Origin of the sequence: Oxynema mangrovii CENA135, from assembly GCF_016632315.1 — a bacterium.
GTDB classification, from domain to species: Bacteria; Cyanobacteriota; Cyanobacteriia; order Cyanobacteriales; family Laspinemataceae; genus Oxynema; species Oxynema aestuarii.
The window spans coordinates 1,913,037-1,930,557 of sequence record NZ_JAEOXH010000001.1 but is presented as its reverse complement, the minus strand read 5'-3'; the positions used below and the strand labels follow the sequence as shown (position 1 = coordinate 1,930,557).

Sequence of the window (17,521 nt, the reverse complement as noted above, 5' to 3'; positions counted from 1 at the left end):
CCCGAACTGGTCAAATTTCCGGATAAAGGGCTTCGAGATCGATCGCCCGCGCTTGCGAGAGCGCGATCGCCGTGGTGGTTTCCGGGGTCAGACAGAGGTCCCGATAGCCGACGAAAGCGAGCTGTTCTGGGGTGAGGGGAACCTCTACGGGCGATCGCGCGCTCAAAAATTCCCGGATCTCTCGTTCGACACGTTCGCTCTCGTCCTCGGCGAGGGGCTGTCGTACGGCACCCAAACGTAAGTAAATATCGTTGTCGAACGCTTCCGGGCGATCGTGAAATTTGTGTAAGAGATTGTATGCTTGCGCCCCGCGCCGAAATCGATCGACGATCGCGGGAAACGTGCCATTTTCCTCGATCCAACCCACTAAAACGGCGAGGTTCCCTTGGAATTGGAACGATCGCTCGGCGGGATGGCGCTGGCGGCTGAGAAAGCCGTAGTCCGTGGCGCGATCGTAACCGCCGAAGCGCACCCGAACCCGGGGAAAGCGGCGGGCATATAGTATAAACTTTTCTAACTCTAGCGATCGCACTTCTCCCCGCCGTTCTAAAAACCATTTCCCGACGATCGCCCCGTCGGTCTTGACCCCTTCACAGCCGATCGCCGTGGCGTGGATTTGAGCGAGGCGGTAGGAGTGAAAGTTTCCCGCCAGGGATGCACTCAAGCGCTCGTGCAGTTGGGCGATCGTGGCACTCAATTCGGGGGGTTTATCACCGTAGAACGCCACGAGGCTGACGTTGGGACAGTCGGGAACTTGAAGTCGAGGCATTTTTAGAGTTTAGAGTTTGGATTTTAGAGTTTGGATTTTAGATTTTAGATTTTGGAAATGGAGGCAGGGAGGGGGATTTATTGGAGTTAGGGTTGATCGGCGAACGTCGAGAGGTGCGACGTTTAATTATTAGAAAGGTTAAATATTATGAACAAATTAAGCCTCGACGATCCCCGCCTCCAAGAAGGGATTATAATGAAATCACGACAATAACAGAACAAGTTCCTCTATTCTTGTAATTTTTTCATCAAAAAGACCCAAACTCCTGTTTTAATTGATTGGCGATCGCGATCGCTATTTTCCCTCTATCGAGATCGGAAGCAGCCCAAATGGGGGGTGCTTTTTGTTATCTAGAACCCTGCTCGGTTGGAGATGGGGACGGCTTTTGTTGTCCGATTCGTTTTCCCGACGATCGCCCTCAGAGTAAAGACGACCTTTTTAAGAAAAAACCCGGCGATCGGGTCGCATCTGCGCAGGAGAATCGCGAGACTGAAAAAGCCGGAGTTCGGGCAAGACAAAATCAAATTTGGAAGCGAACAACAAGGGAGGGTTGAGAAAGCTCATGAGTCAATTTCTCGTTGCTGTAATTGACGGAACCAGAGCGCGATTTTTCACCTTAGAACAAGCGGAAGTCCCCGAATACGAATCCGGGCCGAACTTAATCGAGCGCGGAGATATGGTCAACCCGGCGAAAGAATTGGCCGGGAAAGAGTTGTGGGCGAATGTCAAAACCGGACGCAACCGAGGCGCGGGCAATCAAGCGCACGGTTACGACGATCGCCGCGACAGTCACCTCGGGGAATTCGGGCGGCGATTTGCCGGAGCGATCGCCGAAGAAATCGCCCAATTAAAAAACGGACATCAAGCGAGTCGGCTGGTCTTGGTCGCCGAACCGCAAATCCTCGGTTTCGTGCGCGACGCCTTAAATGCCCAGTCAGTCAACGGCGTGCAAATTGACGAACTGGCCAAAGACTTATCCAAACTCAAACCCTTAGACCTGCACGAGTATTTAGCCAGTAAAGCCCTACTGCCCGCACGCAAAAACGTTTCGAGTTAAAACAGTCCGGTTCGGGGGAGGGATCGATTGACGTGGTACCCATTTCTTCGCAAATCGAGCGATCGGTAAAAACCGGATTGCTCTTTCCCTTACGCAACATCGTCTTACTACCGGGGATTACCCTACCCATCGTCGCGGGGCGACCCCGTTCGGTTGCGGTTGCCGAAGCCACTCTATTGACCCCAACCCGAGAACTGGTCGTCGCCTCCGTGCGCCCGGAAATCGCGCGGCTGTTGGACGAAGACCCACATCGAGAAATCGAAAACCTCGACAGTCTCTATCCGATCGCCACCTTAGCCGTCGTCCAACGGACGATCCGCCTCCCCCTCGGACCGTTGCAGTTGATCGTCGAAGGGCAGGAACGAGTCTGCCTCGAAGAACTGCTACAGCGCGATCCGACTTACGAAGTGCGTTTTCAGGCCCTACCCGCCTTGAGTGTAGAAGGGGCGATCGATCGCGGCATGGAACGGGCCACCCTCGACGCCTTGACTGGAGCATTGCAATCCCTGTGGCGAGAAGCCGCTTCACTCAATCCCAACTTTCCCGATGAAGTCCTCTCGATCCTGCTCAACGCCGACGACCCGATCCAACTGGCCTATCAAAGTTGCATTTTGCTACAGCAAGAAATCGAGCAGATGCAAGCCGTTTTAGAAGAAAACGACTTAGAAACCCTGATGCGGCGAGTCTTGGCGAACTTACAAAGCGAAATGGAAGTCATGCGCCTGCGGCGGGAAATCCTCGGGGAAACCAAAAAAGAAATCGACCAAAAACAACGAGAATATATCCTGCGCGAACAACTCAAAAAGATTCAAGAAGAACTCGGCGACGGCGACCCGGACCGTCAGGAAGTCGAGGAGTTGCGATCGCGCCTCAAAGAGAGCAAACTCCCCGAAAGCGCCGCCAAACAAGCCAAACGAGAACTGGCGCGCCTGGAGCGCATCGGCAGCGCCTCCGCCGAAGGTGGGGTCATCCGCACCTATCTCGACTGGCTGCTGGAAATGCCCTGGAACCGCACCGTCGAAGATAACTTAGATTTAGACAACGCCCGCGCCGTCCTGGATGCGGACCACCACGATTTAACCCCCATTAAAGATCGGATCGTCGAACACCTGGCGACCTTCAAACTCAAGCAAGTGGCGCGCGCCACGGAAGATCCTTCCACCGAGGACAGGGATAGCAGCCACCAGAGAGAACGCTACAGCGTCGGAACGGCCCTGTGTTTTACCGGACCGCCAGGAGTCGGCAAAACCAGCCTCGGGCGGTCGATCGCCCGCGCCCTGGGGCGCCCCTTCGAGCGCTTGAGTTTGGGCGGCTTGCGCGACGAAGCCGAATTGCGCGGCCACCGCCGCACCTACATCGGCGCCATGCCCGGACGCATCGTACAAGCCCTGCATCGGGCCGGGGTGAACAATCCGGTGATTATGCTCGACGAACTCGATAAAGTCGGCATGGATTATCGCGGCGATCCGGCGTCGGTGCTGTTAGAAATTCTCGACCCGCAACAGAATTATAGTTTTCGAGATTTATATTTAGATTTGGATTTTGATTTATCTCAAGTCTTTTTTATTGGGACGGCGAACGATCTATCGAAAGTGCCGCCACCGTTACTCGATCGCCTCGAAATTATCGAGTTATCCGGCTATTCCGAACGGGAGAAACGGGCGATCGCCCGGGAATACTTGTTACCGCGCCAGATCGAAAAAGCCGGACTGCCCCCAGACGCCCTGATTCTGCCCGAAGAAACCCTCAGCGAGACGATCGCCCACTACACCCGCGAGGCGGGAGTGCGCAAACTGGAACAGCAGATCGGCGCCCTCTGTCGCAAAGTGGCGGTGCGTTACGCCAACGGCGACAGCGAACCGATGACCGTCACCGCCGACCGACTGGAAACCTTGCTCGGTCCGGCGCAATTCCTGGGGGAAGAAATCCGCGATCGGCGCAAACCCGGAATCGCTACCGGATTGGCCTGGACCTTGCAAGGGGGCGAAATCTTATTCGTCGAGGCGGCTTTGTTACCCGAAGGTAAAGACCTCACAATTACCGGGCAATTAGGTAAAGTGATGCAAGAGTCGGCACACCTAGCGCGAGCTTACGTGTGGTCGAATGCGGCTACTTTGGGCATCGACTCCAAGACCTTCAAAGAAAACGGCTTGCACCTGCACGTCCCGGCGGGGGCGATTCCCAAAGACGGGCCGTCCGCCGGGGTGACCATGGTCGCGGCGATCGCCTCGTTGCTGATGCAGCAGCCCACCCGTACCGATACGGCGATGACGGGAGAGATTAACTTGAGTGGGGAAGTGCTACCGATTGGCGGGTTACGTGAGAAAGTCTTGGCCGCCCATCGCGCCGGAGTGACCCGGGTTTTAATTCCCCGTCGCAATCAAAAAGATGCGGTGGACATTCCCGAAGACGTGCGCGAGGCGATCGAGTTAGTGGCGTGCGATCGCATCGAAGAAATTTTAGCCCAAGCTTTGCAGGAATCGAAAGCCAATCCCAACTCGAAAACTGCGGAACCTCTGCCGAATTAATTTGGGGATTGATGTTAGAAATTCGCGAGAGAGGCGCGGGCAAGATGCCCGCCCTACCGGAATTTCAACCGAATTACGCCGCCCGATCGCCGTCGCCGAAATCGTCGAGCAGTTGGGCAATTAAACCGACCCGGTGCAATGCTTCTTTCATCGCTTGGTTAATCGGTAATAACCGGGTTCCCAGTCCGGGGTCGAGATCGGCAATGCGAGCGGAAATTTCGCCAAAATTGGCCGCACTCAAGCCATTAGCGATCGCCATTCGGGCGCGGTTTACCGCTTCCGGGTTCGTCTGTTTGTGGCGGACGCAGGCGGCGAGTTCCGGTTCGCCGTGCTTGTTTTTCACCGTTGCAAAGGCGAACAAACGGCACAAACTCGGTCGCCATTGATAGACCGAACAGCGCCCGTTTTCGGGGATGAAAGGATCGGGGGCGTAAAAGACACAAGCACCCCCTGCTTCGACCGCCTCGATTTTAGCGAGCCATTGGCTGGCTTCTCCCCGTTTCCAGAGTTCCAAAGCGAGGGGAATCACTTCTAAAACCGTGGTTTCTACCTCGGGATTTTCACAACAACGACCGCATCCCGAAGGACATTCTAAACCCGTTTGTCCCGCAAGGGATGCGGTTTTTTCGTCAATTTCGCGGTATAACGCTACAATATCTTGGATAATTTGCGCGTCCATAAATGAGGGGATATCCTCTCCTTTTGAGGCGAAAAGAAATAATTCTAAAATGTAGCCTATTTTTAGGGAAAAGCGTGAGCGGGTTCGCCGATCGCGCCGTCTCCTCCGGGAACGGTTGTGGGGGAAAGGTCGCGAGAGGTTCGGGAGATAGGATGGATGGACTCCGAGGCGAACGGGGTTGCTGGATGCGCGCCTCACCTGTAACGCCCCGAAGAAATCGGGATAAAAACGATAGAATAACAGCAGTATTTGAGGGAAAACGTCGCTAGGATGCTGCCGAAAGAAGACCTGTTAAAAGGAATTGAAAGTCGCGAAACGATCGCCCGGGTGGTGGACGATTGCGAACGGGCGTTGAAAACCTGGGAGGTCGTGGTTACGGACTTTCTCTCGCCGTTGGAGGCGATCGAAAGCCAACAGGTTCTCAAACGCCTCACCGAAGTGCATAGCGTGGCGTGGGGGGGCTATCCCCAGGCGGAACGGCAACGATTGGCGATCGCCCGCGCCGAACTGCCCTTAGAGTCCGCCCAAGTCCCGATCGCGGTACTCGAAATTGCCGGAAACTTCCTGTTCGACACCGCCACCCACCGCGACTTTTTGGGGTCGATCCTCGGGACCGGAATCGTCCGGGATAAAACCGGGGATATTCTCGTTCAGGGAGAACGCGGGGCCCAGGCGATCGTCGTTCCCGAGATGGTCGAGTTTCTGGAAATGAACTTAACGCAAGTGCGATCGGTTCCGGTGAAGACCCAGGCGATCGCCCTCGACGAACTCAAGGTTCGCGAACCGAAAAAGAAAGACATGACCACCGTGGAAGCGTCCATGCGTCTCGACGCGATCGCCTCCGCCGGATTCGGGATGTCGCGCAGTAAAATGGCAGACGCGATCGGCGCCGGAGATGTACGGGTGAACTGGAAAGAAGTCACTCAAAGCAGTTACACCGTCAAACCGGAAGATTTAATCGCGATTCGCGGGAAAGGTCGCCTCGAAGTCGGCGAAGTGCAAGTCACCAAAAAAGGACGCTATCGCATACAACTGACCCGCTATCGCTAAGCGATCCGAGAAATACCACGATCGCGATCGGGCTGCTACGATCGTCGTGAATCGCGATCGAGTAGCCCGTCTACCCCAGTTGAAACACGCAACACCATGACTAACGACGAATTCCAAGCCCTGAAGCAACAACGCCAAGCCAACATGGGGGCGATCGTGCGGCGGATCGTCGAAACGGAGTGGTACCGAGTGTTAGGGGAGCTGGAAAAACTCGATCCGGACTCGGGAGAGGTGGCGAAAGCGGCGAATTTGGTCGGACAGTACCAAGTTTTAGACAAGCTGATGGCGGCGCTTTCCGAAGGAAGTTTGGCCTCGGACTACGAAATCGAGGCGCCGTGGCGCGCTAAACTGCTCGAAGCGGTGGTCGAAGGGTTCGAACTCAATCAGAGAACCGGGTCGCCCCCCCGACGCTATCGCAGTTTGGCGCAGCAGGTGGCGGATGCGACGGGGTTGACGGTGATTGAAGACTGAGGGGCGGGCAATCGCCAAATCCCAGATGACTTTAGCAGATGACTTTACCGATGGCGATCGCTCTCGTCGGTCGATCCGTAAGCGATTTGCAAACTCCATCCGAAAATTAACGCCGAAATCAGTAAAATGAATGCCGCCCAAAACCAGTGGGGCAGAAACAAATAGTGGGCGATAATGCCCGTATCTGAAACTAAATTAGTGCCATTAACATTCACCGACGGAGAGCCGAATAAATACTCTTTTTGATGGTAGGTACTCACCAGAGCTTGCATCCCCATAAACTGGACGAAAAAAGCTTGAATACTTTTCGGTGTTTTAAGACTTATTCCTAAAATAAATAAGCCCCATAAGGCGATCGCCACCACTCCAAACAGAGTGCGAATCCACAGCAACACCGAAATCAACATCAAGCAACCCAAACCCATCAAACACCAACGAGCAGTTTTAAAACGACGGCTCGATATAATAAAAAAGCCGCCCGCCACCGCCGGACCGAGTGGACCGCCCATCGCCACGAGCCCTTGACCCAAACGACCCCAAAAAGAAACCGAGGTCATCGCGACGCCGGAACCGTCGCTATAGAGCGCTAATTGATGGAAATTGCCGCCGAGTAAAGCAGCCGTTAAGCCATGGCCCATTTCGTGAAACCAAGTGGCTAAAATCGAGAAAGGATATAAAATATAAGTCCCCCAAGGAAATTGCCACAGCAAAACCGTAGCGGCGGCGGCAATGACGAGCCAAATTAAGCCGATTTTGGAAGGGGACGGCGATAGAGAGTCAGACATGGGCGATCGCCTCTGGAAAACGTGAGCTGTCGATCCTCTTGAAAAGGGAGATGCGACGATTCCATGCTAGCAAGGGAACTCGGGATTGCCATCACTGGCTATCACTGTATCAGTTAAGCAACTGTCCGGCGATCGCCACTGTCCCGGTTCGCCGTTTGTCAGGGTTGAAAGGGTTTTCATCGGACAGAATCGGGGGATCTACCCGAGACCGACCTAACGATATTGAGAATCAAACATGGGTTTTAACCGTCAAAGCAGTCACAGTAACCGATCGCGCGATCGCGCCAAAACCAAGCTCGGAATCGCCCTAGCCCTGCTGTTCGGAGCCAGTCTCGGCTATCTCGGAGCCACCTCCGAAGGCGCCCTAGCCCGCTTTAACAACCCCAGCAGCCCACCGAACGCCATTGACGAAGCCCTGGCAGACTACAGCGCGATCGCCGACGAAGAAGTCAAACAGATGCGCCAGGAAGCATTAGAAGCAGCCGTTTTCAACGGAGAGACCGCCTCACTCCCCGGGACGGGTTACTGCCGAAATTCGGGAGAATGTACCGAAAGTTACTACCTGCGGCGGGTTTTGTCTGCCGAAGCCGGGGACGAACGATTGTATAGCACCGAAACCATGACTCGCCTGTTCCAGATGAGCGACCCGGATCCGAACCCCAGTGGCTTACCCCCCGGGGAATGGTCTTTTGGATGGGGAGAGACGATGGTCTTATGTTCCAGCGATCGCCCGATGACCATCGACATCACCCGCGAGGGAACATATTTGATGAATGCTATCGATCCGAGCAATCCACAAACTTATATTTTCGGCGGAGTGCGCGACGTCGATGCCCTCTACTGGCAATTTTGCCACGATCGCCCGATCCAAGCGGGAGAAGACCTCACCGAGATCGCCCGCCAACTCGGCTACGGACCCGAACTCGAAGCCCGAACCACCGAAGTCGAAGCCTTGAGCTTCCCCCTACAGTAATTCCACTACAAAACATCGGGGCGAACAGCCGTTCGCCCCTACGAGCGATCGAGATCGCCCGTCCAGACCCCCTTTACTGTCGTTGCAAAAACACGATCGATCGCGCGGCGACGGCGATCGATGCCGCCCCGGTATGACAAGTATCTTCCTTCGCGAAATAAGCTTTCGTCGTATCCAACACCACACACCAGCGATGCTGTTGCAACCCTTCCGGAATCGTAAACTCCAACCCCTCGTAATGGGCATTAAAGAACAACAAAAAACGATCGTCCACCACCCGTTCCCCACGCGGTCCACGGGCCGGAATCGCCTCCCCATTAAGAAACACCGCGATCGCCTTCGCAAAGCCATCGTGCCACTGTTCCTCAGTAACTTCCTCCCCACCGGGGTTAAACCAGCCCAAATCCGTCACCTCAGACCCGTAAATTGGCCGACCTTGGAACCACTTGCGGCGGCGAAACACCGGATGTTCGGCACGAAATGCAATCAACTGCCGGGTAAACTCGAGCAAATTCGCATTTTCTGCCTGCAAATCCCAGTCAATCCAAGACAGTTCGTTATCTTGGCAATAGGCATTATTATTCCCATTCTGCGTCCGACCCAACTCGTCGCCAGACAGTAACATCGGCACCCCCTGAGACAAAATCAGGGTCACTAAAAAGTTGCGCCGTTGACGATTGCGTAACGCGAGCACTTCCGGGTCGTCCGTCGGCCCTTCCACCCCGCAATTCCACGACCGATTGTGACTTTCCCCATCACGATTGTCTTCGCCGTTGGCTGCGTTATGTTTTTCGTTATAACTGACCAGATCGTTGAGCGTAAAACCATCGTGAGCGGTGATAAAGTTAATACTGGCACTAGGACGCCGCCCGTTGAACTCGTATAAATCCGAACTGCCAGTAAAACGGTAAGCAAATTCCGCCAATTTCCCATCTTCGCCGCGCCAAAAATCGCGTACCGTATCGCGATAACGCCCGTTCCACTCGGACCAGAGGATCGGAAATTTCCCCACTTGATAGCCGCCGTCGGCAATATCCCACGGTTCGGCGATTAACTTCACTTTAGATAACACCGGGTCTTGGTGGATGATGTCGAAAAAGGCGGCGAGACTATCGACTTCGTACAGTTCGCGGGCTAACGCCGAGGCGAGGTCGAAGCGAAAACCATCCACGTGCATTTGAGTGACCCAGTAGCGCAAGCTGTCCATAATCAGCTTGAGAACTTGGGGATGACTGACGTTGAGGGAGTTGCCGCATCCGGTAAAGTCCGTGTAATAGCGGGGGTCGTCTTCCTCGAGGCGATAGTAAGTGGTGTTGTCGATCCCGCGTAGGGAGAGAGTCGGACCGAGATGATTGCCTTCTCCGGTGTGGTTGTAGACGACGTCGAGGATGACTTCGATCCCTCCGGCGTGGAGGGCTTTAACCATTTGTTTGAATTCGCGCACTTGGCGTTGTGGGTCGCCCGTGGCGCTGTATCCGGCGTGGGGGGCGAGATAGGCGATCGAGTCGTAACCCCAGTAGTTGCGCAGTTTGAGATCGACGAGATGGGGGGGTTGAGAGACAAAGTGATGGACGGGCTGGAGTTCGACGGCGGTGATGCCTAATGATTGTAAATAGGCGATCGCCGCCGGATGGCCCAATCCGGCGTAGGTTCCGCGCAAGTCGGGGGGAATCTCCGGATGCTGGCGGGTGAAGCCCTTGACGTGCATCTCGTAGATAATCGTGTCGTGTTCGGGAATATTGAGGAGGCGATCGCCTTCCCAGTCGAACGATTCATCGATGACGATCGCCTTGGGAATGAATTCGGCATCGTCGCGATCGCAAAATCCGAGATCTTCGTCCTCTCCACCCAGGGGATAACCAAAAATCGTCTCATCGTAGATAATTTCCCCGTCTAAGGCTTTCGCATAGGGATCGATGAGTAATTTATTGGCATTGAAGCGATAGCCGTTTTCTGGGTCAAACGGACCGTGTACGCGGAAACCGTAACGCTGACCCGGACCGATTCCCGGTAAATAGCCGTGCCAAACATAACTTTCAACTTCACTCAGAGGCACCCGGGTTTCGCGATCGTGGCGATCGAATAAACACAGTTCAACTTGTGTTGCATTTTCACTATAGATCGCAAAGTTCGTTCCTTTGCCATCCCAAGTGGCTCCAAGGGAATAGGGTTCGCCGGGCCAAACTTCAACGTTCATAAATTTCGTCAATATCGAGCGTTACTGGTCAAAAAAAGAGCGGTTTAAACCTTTTCTAGATTAAAACTCTTTTGTTGTCACAAGGAGAATCGCGCCTTCTCGTAATAAGCTGTTTTTCTTTTAAAATGCATATAGCCTTCCTCAACGTTTGTCCTCCAAGTCCGGAGCAAGATGCTACCACGGATTTCAGTCGGGACACGGCATTGCCGTATCCGTACGACCGATTCATTTTACAACCGATTGAGGAGGGCGATAGAAGTAAACAAGTGGGCGGGGTAGGGGCGAACGGGCAGCGCCCCTACCGATCCGACAGTACTTTTAGGAACGATTCTCTTCGGTCGAGGCTACGCGTTCGCGCTCCTTAACTCATGCAGTTTAAATGTCTAATAGCTTATCGCTTTGAAGGCGATCGCATGTTGGTCCGGTAACGAAATTCACCGACGATCGTGATATTTTTGAGAATATCGTACAGGTCATTGACGTGAAGATTTGGCTCGCTTGGCCAGCGATCGCCCTGGCTTTCCTCTCTCCCGCATTGGCCAACGCTCAACTGATTCCCGATCGCTCCTTGGGGGGCGAAACCAGTACGGTCGCGCCGCAACCGGGGGGCGATCGTATCGAGGGCGGCGCCGTGCGCGATACCGTTCTTTTCCACAGTTTTCGCGAGTTCAACGTCGGCGAAGGACAAGCAGTTTATTTCGCCAACCCTCCTCAAATTCGCGAGATCTTAACCCGGGTCACTGGCTCAAATATTTCGCAAATTCTCGGCACATTAGGCGTCGAAGGCTCGGCAAACCTCTATTTAATCAATCCTAACGGCATATTTTTCGGAAATAATGCCCGGTTAGACCTGAGCGGTGCTTTCGTCGCGACCACTGCAGAAGCGGCGATCTTCGAGAATTATGCATTTAATACCCGCACTCCCGAGGCGCCCCCACTCCTGAGCATTAACGTTCCCCTCGGCGTGCAGTATGGCGGCAATCCCGGCAGCATTGGCGCCGAGGGAGCCAGCCTAGAGGTGTCGCCCGGTCGAGACTTAAGCTTACTCGGCGGAACCGTGCAACTCGACGGCGCCACCTTAAACGCGCCGGGGGGGCGCCTCACCCTCGGCGGTTTGGCGGCGCCGGGGACGATCGCCCTCACCCCAGTTCCCGAATTTCCCGAAACCGGACGCGCCGATGTGAGTCTGACGGGGAACAGCCGTTTAAATGTCGCCTCCGGGGGACGGATCGAGATAAATGCACGAAATATCGAAATTGTCAACAGCCAAGTTTTGGCGGGATTCGAGCCGGGAAGCGAACGATCGCTCCCGATCGCCCCAGATATCCACATTAATGCTACAGAAGATTTTAATTTAAGCGAAAACAGCACGATCGCCAACGAATTAGCCGCAGAGACGATCGCCCGAGGCGGAGATATACAGATCGCGGCGCGATCGCTGTCCCTGACCGGGGGATCGCGGGTGCAAACGATCGCCCGATCTCCGGGAAGGGGGGGCGACATTCGCGCGATCGCCCGCGATCGGATCGTGATTGCGGGATTTACCCCAGACGGGCTATTTTCCGGAATTTTAACGCGATCGATCGGCGAGACGGGCGGCCCGGGAGGGGCGATCGCGATCGCCGTCCCTTCCGGCGATCTCACCTTAAGCGATCGCGGCTTCGTCGCCGCCCTCACCGACAGTCCCAACGATGGCGGGGCGATCGCGATCGCCGTCAATCGACTCCTCCTCGAAAACGGCGGTCAAATTGTCAGCGCCACCACCGCCTCGGGAAATGCAGGAAACATCGCGATCGAGGCCACCGAAAGCGTGCGCGTCGCCGGAACGAGTCCCGATTTCGTCCCCAATCCCTTTTTAGACTTAACCCTGTTTAACCTCGACAACCTGCCCTTCACGACCGCAGCCAATCCAGATGTAGCCGCCTCCGGAACCGGGGGGATTCCCTACATTTCCCTAGAAAGAACCCCCGAACAAATTATCAACGGCACCGCCGTTTTAGGAACGGCTGAAAATGCCTTCGATTACTATTCATTTTCGATTCAACAAAGCAACAGTCGGGCGATTTTCGATATTGACAACGGCTTTACTTTTGACGAAAACGATACTGGAGCCGTAGATACTCAAATTTTTCTCTTTAACTTAGCTACGGGAGAACCGATCGACGCCAACGACGATTCCGATCCCGAATCTGGCGGGTTGGGAAGCGACACCCCGCGCGATTCTTATCTCGAAACGACCTTAGACGAACCGGGGATTTATGTCATCGGCGTCGGCGAGTTCGAGTCCTTTGCTGCCGATGGCGAACCGATCGAAGGCAACGCGATCGATCGCGGCGATACTTACCGATTGCAAGTCTCTTTAGAAAATCAAGGCACCCAAGGGGTTTCCCTGCCCGAAGATCCGTTAAATCCGAATAATTTTAATGCCAATATTAACGCCAATAGCGGTATCGTTTCCCAAACGACGGGGAGGGGAAATGCGGGCAGGGTAACCGTCAATACCGGACGACTGATCGTCGAAAATCGCGGCCAAATTTCCACGGATACGACGATCGCGGGACGGGGGGGCGACATTGTTCTCGAGGCCCGCGACGGGATCGAAATTCGTTCGGCGATCGTGTCGAGTATCACCCGAGGGGCCGGGAATGCGGGCAACGTAACCGTAGACACCCAGGATTTGCACTTATCCGAGGGCGGCGAACTCAATGTCAATACACTCGGATCCGGCAATGCGGGGAATATCGCGATCGCCACCCGCGAAAGCGTCGAGTTAAGCGGTGAAGACGCGCGCGGAAGTCCCAGCAGTCTGCGCAGTGAAGTAGAAGCCTCGGCGACGGGAAACGGTGGCAACGTGGCGATCGCCGCCCGACGCTTGGAGGTTCGCGACGGGGCCGCCGTCTCCACGGTGACTTTTGGGGCGGGCAATGCGGGAACCTTAAGAGTGAATGCGACCGATTCGGTCTCCGTCGTCGGCACCAATGCCAACGGTTTCGTCCCCAGTCGGATTTTAGTCGATGTTTGGGACGACGCCACCGGAGACGGAGGCAACTTAACCGTCACCACCCGCCGCTTGGACGTGGGCGATCGCGCCTTCATCGCCGCTTCTACCCGGGGTTTGGGCAATGGCGGACAGTTGACCATTCGCGCCTCGGAATCGGTCGAGGTCGGCGGAACCAGCCCCGACGGATGGCCCGCCACCCTGTTTACCGACAGCCTCGGCGACGGCGACGGCGGCAATTTCTTGCTCGAAACCGGGCGATTGAGGGTGTTTGAAGGCGGACAAATTAGTGCGGGAAGCTTTGGTGCTGGCGATGGCGGCAGTTTGACGGTGCGCGCCTCGGAATCGGTGCAGTTGCGCGGCGCCCTAACGGCGGTCGAGGACATTCCCATCTTTCGCGACGAGACCGGAACCTTGTTTCCCAGTGGTTTATTTACGGCGTCGGAAGGAACCGGAAATGCGGGGGCGCTGCAAGTGGAAACCCCGAAATTGACGGTCGTCGATCGCGCCGAAATCACGGTGAGCAGTCGGGGGGAAGGTCGCGCCGGAACCTTGACGGTCGTGACCTCGCAACTCGATCTCGATACCCAAGCGAAACTGCGCGCCGACAATAGTGGGGGGTTGGGGAATATCGATATTATGGCCGCCGACGTGCGAGTGCGCGGTAATAGCCGAATTTCGACGAACGCGCGCGGGTCGGAACCCGGCGGCAATATCGCGATCGCCACCCAAAATTTAGCCGCCATCGACAATAGCGATATCAGCGCCAACGCCGTTAACAGTCAAGGCGGACAAGTTCGGGTGACGGCCCAGGGGATTTTCGGGATCCAATTTCGCCCGCAATTGAGCGATCGCAGCGATATCACCGCCAGTTCCGACCTCGGCGCCGAGTTTAGCGGCGTCGTCGAAGTCAACACCCCCGATATCGACCCGGCGCGCGGTTTAGTGCCCCTTCCCAACCAAGTCAGCGATCCGAGCGATCGCATTATTTCGGGCTGTCCGGCGGACGAGGGCAACCGTTTCTCACTTACCGGACGTGGCGGTTTGCCCGCCGACCCCCGCCAACCCTTACGCGGGGAGGCGATCGTCCCAGATTTGCGAATTTCGGCCACGGATCCGGTGGAAGCTACGGGCTGGATCGTCGGCGATCGCGGCCAAGTGAAATTGGTCGGATGCAGGGAGGTCGGAAGTCCGTAGCCCTTGCAACACGAGCCGTTCCGACGAAGCCCGAACCAAGATTCCCCACCTGTCATTCCCGCAGAAACGGGAATCGACCCACTCAGTCGGAGACTCACTCAAGTAACAATTTATCTAAGATCCAAACTCTAAACTCTAAATTCCCCTCATGGGTCTACGAACAAGCATCGCAAAAATCATTAAACTCACATCATCCCTTTATTTAAGTTTAATTTGGGGCTGTTTCGGCTTTTGGTGCGCGATCGCCGTCGTACCGACGATCGCCTCCCTACCAACCGCTCCCCCCGCGATCGCCAACGCCAAAACCAACCCTTTTCTGGCTGAATTAGAACGGGGCAAACAATTTTATAACGCGGGAAAATTCACCGATGCGGTATCAATTTGGGCGGCATTGGCGGCGCGGGCGGATCTGGAAACCCCCGAGGCGGTTCCGGATCGCCAACGCGCCTTAGTTCATAACTTTTTAGGACTCGGCTATCAAGAATTAGGACAATTTGAACGCGCGCAAACGGCGATCGCGCGCGCCGAACTCTTGGCCCGACGATCGGGCGATCGCTTTGTGATGGCGCAAGTTCTCAATACCCGTGGGAGTTATTATCTCAAAACCGGATCCACTGAAGAAGCCGTCAAAACCTGGGAAGCGGCAGAAGCGGCGTATCGCGAGGCTGACGACCTCACCGGGGTGATTTTAACCCGGATCGATCGCGCTCAAGCCTTGCAAACTTTAGGGCTTTATCGTCAAGCGCGCGATCTTTTAGAACAAGTGGCGCGTCAGTTGGAACCCTTACCGAATTCGGCTTTAAAAGTACGCGGGTTGCAAAGTTTGGCTACGAGTGCGAACGTCGTCGGCGATCGCGATCGATCCCAAGCGCTCTTAACGGAAGCTCTGGCGATCGCGCGATCGATCGGCGATCGCAGCTCGACGGCGGCGATCTTATTCCAATTGGGCAATACGACCCGATCTCGCGGCGATCTCGAAACGGCGGCGGACTACTACACTCAGGCAATCGACGAGGGACCGGAATCGCAAACTGCCTTGCAAGCGCGCCTCAACCGTTGGAGTCTGTGGGTAGAAGGCGATCGCCTCGCGGAAGCGAAAGCCGACCTCGAAGGGATCCGCGATCGCCTGCAACGTTTAGCCCCGAGTCGGTTTGCGGTTTATGCGTGGGTCAATTTCGGCGAAACTGCGATTTCTTTCTGGCGCAAAGCCCCCGAACGTGTGGATCTCAAAGAGATTGCCGTCGGGTTGGCGACGGCGGCGGACTGGGCGAGATCGATCGCCGATCCGCGCGCCGAATCTTATGCCTTGGGAGAATTAGGCTATTTATACGAGCAAACGGGACAGTGGGAAGAGGCGGAAGCCCTGACCCGTCGGGCATTGATGCGAGCCGAGGCGATCGGCACCCGTGAGATTGCGGCGATTTGGGAATGGCAGCAGGGACGCCTGCTCAAAGCTCGGGGAGAAGGCGAACGCGCGATCGTCGCTTACGAGGAGGCGGTGAAGACCTTGACATCGTTGCGCCGGGATTTGTTGGCGATCGATCCCGAGGTGCAGTTTTCGTTCCGCGATCGCGTCGAACCCGTTTATCGGCAGTTGGTCGCTTTATTATTGCAAGATGTCGATCGCCTCGACCCGCCGCAGCGTCAAGCCCGTTTGGAGCGATCGCGCCAACTGGTAGAAGCCTTGCAACTGGCAGAATTAGATAATTTTTTCCGCGAAGTTTGTCTCGATGTCGAACCCCGGGCGATCGACGCGATCGATCCCCAAGCTGCCGCGATCTACCCGATCGTCCTCGATCGCTCCCTTTCCGTCATCGTTTCCCTTCCCGGAAAGCCCTTGCAACATTACCGCACGGACCTGTCCGAGGCGGAAATGTCCGCCACTTTCAAGCAATTGCGTCAATCCCTCAATCCGGTCTTTTTACCCGAAGAAGTCTTACCCGGCGCTCAAAAGGTCTACGATTGGTTAATTCGCCCGATCGCCGACGAGTTAGAGCGATCGTCCGTGGACACCTTGGTGTTCGTCCTCGACGGCTTTTTACGCAGTCTGCCGATGGCCGTCCTCCACGACGGCGAACAGTATATCATCGAAAAGTATAATATCGCCCTCGCCCCGGGCTTACACCTTGTAGAATCCGACCCCCTCCAGCTTACGGAAACCCAGACCTTAGCGGCGGGATTGAGCGAAGCGCGTCAGGGATTTTCGGCACTCCCCGAAGTTACGGAAGAAATTGATGACATCCGCGCCACCGTCGGTGCTAGGGTTTTATTAAATCAAGAATTCGAGCGCGATCGTTTGGAACAGAACCTCAAAAAGTCGCCATTTGCGATCGTTCATTTAGCCACTCACGGTCAGTTCAGTTCTAAAGCCGAGGAGACTTTTTTACTGACTTGGAATGGCAAAATTAATGTTAAAGATTTAGATCGACTTTTAAACGTAAGGCAAGATCGAGTTGGGATTGAATTATTAGTTTTGAGTGCCTGTCAGACTGCCAAAGGGGACGATCGCGCGGCGTTAGGATTGGCAGGGGTCGCAGTGCGATCGGGCGCCCGCAGCACCGTCGCCACCCTCTGGTCTGTCCAAGACCGCTCGACCGCTAATTTGATGGAAGAATTTTACCGCCTGTTGCTGCAACCGGGCATGACTAAAGCCCGAGCGTTGCGCCAAGCTCAACAATCCCTGTTGTACTCAGAAAATTACCGCCATCCCTACTACTGGGCGCCTTTTGTTTTAGTCGGACATTGGCGTTAAGCTAGGAATGGGGAAATTATGAACAACAATCGTTACGATTTGGGGGATCGAACGGGTTGCGTGCA

Annotated in this window: 11 protein-coding genes; 7 read left to right on the top strand and 4 right to left on the bottom strand. The window is 55.4% G+C overall.

Annotated features, from left to right (window positions below; translation table 11 throughout):
- Positions 1-10: 10 nt before the first annotated feature.
- Entirely contained in the window at positions 11-769 is a 759-nt protein-coding gene (locus JJD41_RS07610; RefSeq protein ID WP_200665403.1) for a hypothetical protein, read from the bottom strand.
- Positions 770-1,331: 562 nt separating this feature from the next.
- Between JJD41_RS07610 and JJD41_RS07605 the strand changes: the two genes are divergently transcribed.
- Together JJD41_RS07605 and lon are read left to right on the top strand one after the other, a co-directional pair.
- Positions 1,332-1,826, top strand: a complete 495-nt coding sequence (locus JJD41_RS07605) for a host attachment protein (RefSeq protein WP_200665402.1) — start codon at positions 1,332-1,334, stop codon at positions 1,824-1,826.
- 32 nt (positions 1,827-1,858) lie between these two features.
- Positions 1,859-4,354, top strand: a complete 2,496-nt coding sequence (lon, locus tag JJD41_RS07600; protein ID WP_370583755.1) for an endopeptidase La — start codon at positions 1,859-1,861, stop codon at positions 4,352-4,354.
- 73 nt (positions 4,355-4,427) lie between these two features.
- Here lon and JJD41_RS07595 read toward each other — a convergent pair whose 3' ends face one another.
- Positions 4,428-5,033, bottom strand: coding sequence for a YkgJ family cysteine cluster protein (locus tag JJD41_RS07595; protein WP_200665401.1), 606 nt, complete (start codon positions 5,031-5,033; stop codon positions 4,428-4,430).
- Positions 5,034-5,303: 270 nt separating this feature from the next.
- Between JJD41_RS07595 and JJD41_RS07590 the strand changes: the two genes are divergently transcribed.
- The gene (locus JJD41_RS07590) at positions 5,304-6,083 is read left to right on the top strand and encodes a photosystem II S4 domain protein (RefSeq protein ID WP_200665400.1); all 780 of its coding nucleotides are present in this window, start codon (positions 5,304-5,306) and stop codon (positions 6,081-6,083) included.
- Positions 6,084-6,179: 96 nt separating this feature from the next.
- Positions 6,180-6,554, top strand: coding sequence for a hypothetical protein (locus JJD41_RS07585; protein ID WP_200665399.1), 375 nt, complete (start codon positions 6,180-6,182; stop codon positions 6,552-6,554).
- 44 nt (positions 6,555-6,598) lie between these two features.
- On the opposite strand, the gene JJD41_RS07580 is transcribed toward JJD41_RS07585, so the two are convergent.
- Positions 6,599-7,339 (bottom strand): M50 family metallopeptidase, encoded by a 741-nt coding sequence (locus JJD41_RS07580; protein WP_200665398.1) that lies wholly within the window; start codon positions 7,337-7,339, stop codon positions 6,599-6,601.
- Between the two features lie 235 nt (positions 7,340-7,574).
- On the opposite strand from JJD41_RS07580, the gene JJD41_RS07575 reads away from it, so the two are divergent.
- Entirely contained in the window at positions 7,575-8,312 is a 738-nt protein-coding gene (locus JJD41_RS07575) for a hypothetical protein (RefSeq protein WP_200665397.1), read from the top strand.
- A 73-nt stretch (positions 8,313-8,385) separates the two neighbouring features.
- On the opposite strand, the gene glgX is transcribed toward JJD41_RS07575, so the two are convergent.
- Positions 8,386-10,509 (bottom strand): glycogen debranching protein GlgX, encoded by a 2,124-nt coding sequence (glgX, locus tag JJD41_RS07570; protein ID WP_200665396.1) that lies wholly within the window; start codon positions 10,507-10,509, stop codon positions 8,386-8,388.
- Positions 10,510-10,990: 481 nt separating this feature from the next.
- On the opposite strand from glgX, the gene JJD41_RS07565 reads away from it, so the two are divergent.
- Both JJD41_RS07565 and JJD41_RS07560 read left to right on the top strand, forming a co-directional pair.
- A complete protein-coding gene (locus JJD41_RS07565) occupies positions 10,991-14,704 on the top strand; it encodes a two-partner secretion domain-containing protein (protein ID WP_200665395.1) in 3,714 nt (1,237 codons plus the stop codon).
- A gap of 148 nt (positions 14,705-14,852) precedes the next feature.
- The gene (locus JJD41_RS07560; RefSeq protein ID WP_200665394.1) at positions 14,853-17,456 is read left to right on the top strand and encodes a CHAT domain-containing protein; all 2,604 of its coding nucleotides are present in this window, start codon (positions 14,853-14,855) and stop codon (positions 17,454-17,456) included.
- Positions 17,457-17,521 lie beyond the last annotated feature (65 nt).

Bases quoted from the DNA above. Each gene is read 5' to 3' on its own strand.
- JJD41_RS07590 (WP_200665400.1), top strand. From the start codon at position 5,304: ATGCTGCCGAAAGAAGACCTGTTAAAAGGAATTGAAAGTCGCGAAACG.
- JJD41_RS07595 (WP_200665401.1), bottom strand. From the start codon at position 5,033: ATGGACGCGCAAATTATCCAAGATATTGTAGCGTTATACCGCGAAATT.
- JJD41_RS07575 (WP_200665397.1), top strand. From the start codon at position 7,575: ATGGGTTTTAACCGTCAAAGCAGTCACAGTAACCGATCGCGCGATCGC.
- JJD41_RS07560 (WP_200665394.1), top strand. From the start codon at position 14,853: ATGGGTCTACGAACAAGCATCGCAAAAATCATTAAACTCACATCATCC.
- JJD41_RS07580 (WP_200665398.1), bottom strand. From the start codon at position 7,339: ATGTCTGACTCTCTATCGCCGTCCCCTTCCAAAATCGGCTTAATTTGG.
- JJD41_RS07610 (WP_200665403.1), bottom strand. From the start codon at position 769: ATGCCTCGACTTCAAGTTCCCGACTGTCCCAACGTCAGCCTCGTGGCG.
- glgX (WP_200665396.1), bottom strand. From the start codon at position 10,509: ATGAACGTTGAAGTTTGGCCCGGCGAACCCTATTCCCTTGGAGCCACT.
- JJD41_RS07585 (WP_200665399.1), top strand. From the start codon at position 6,180: ATGACTAACGACGAATTCCAAGCCCTGAAGCAACAACGCCAAGCCAAC.
- JJD41_RS07605 (WP_200665402.1), top strand. From the start codon at position 1,332: ATGAGTCAATTTCTCGTTGCTGTAATTGACGGAACCAGAGCGCGATTT.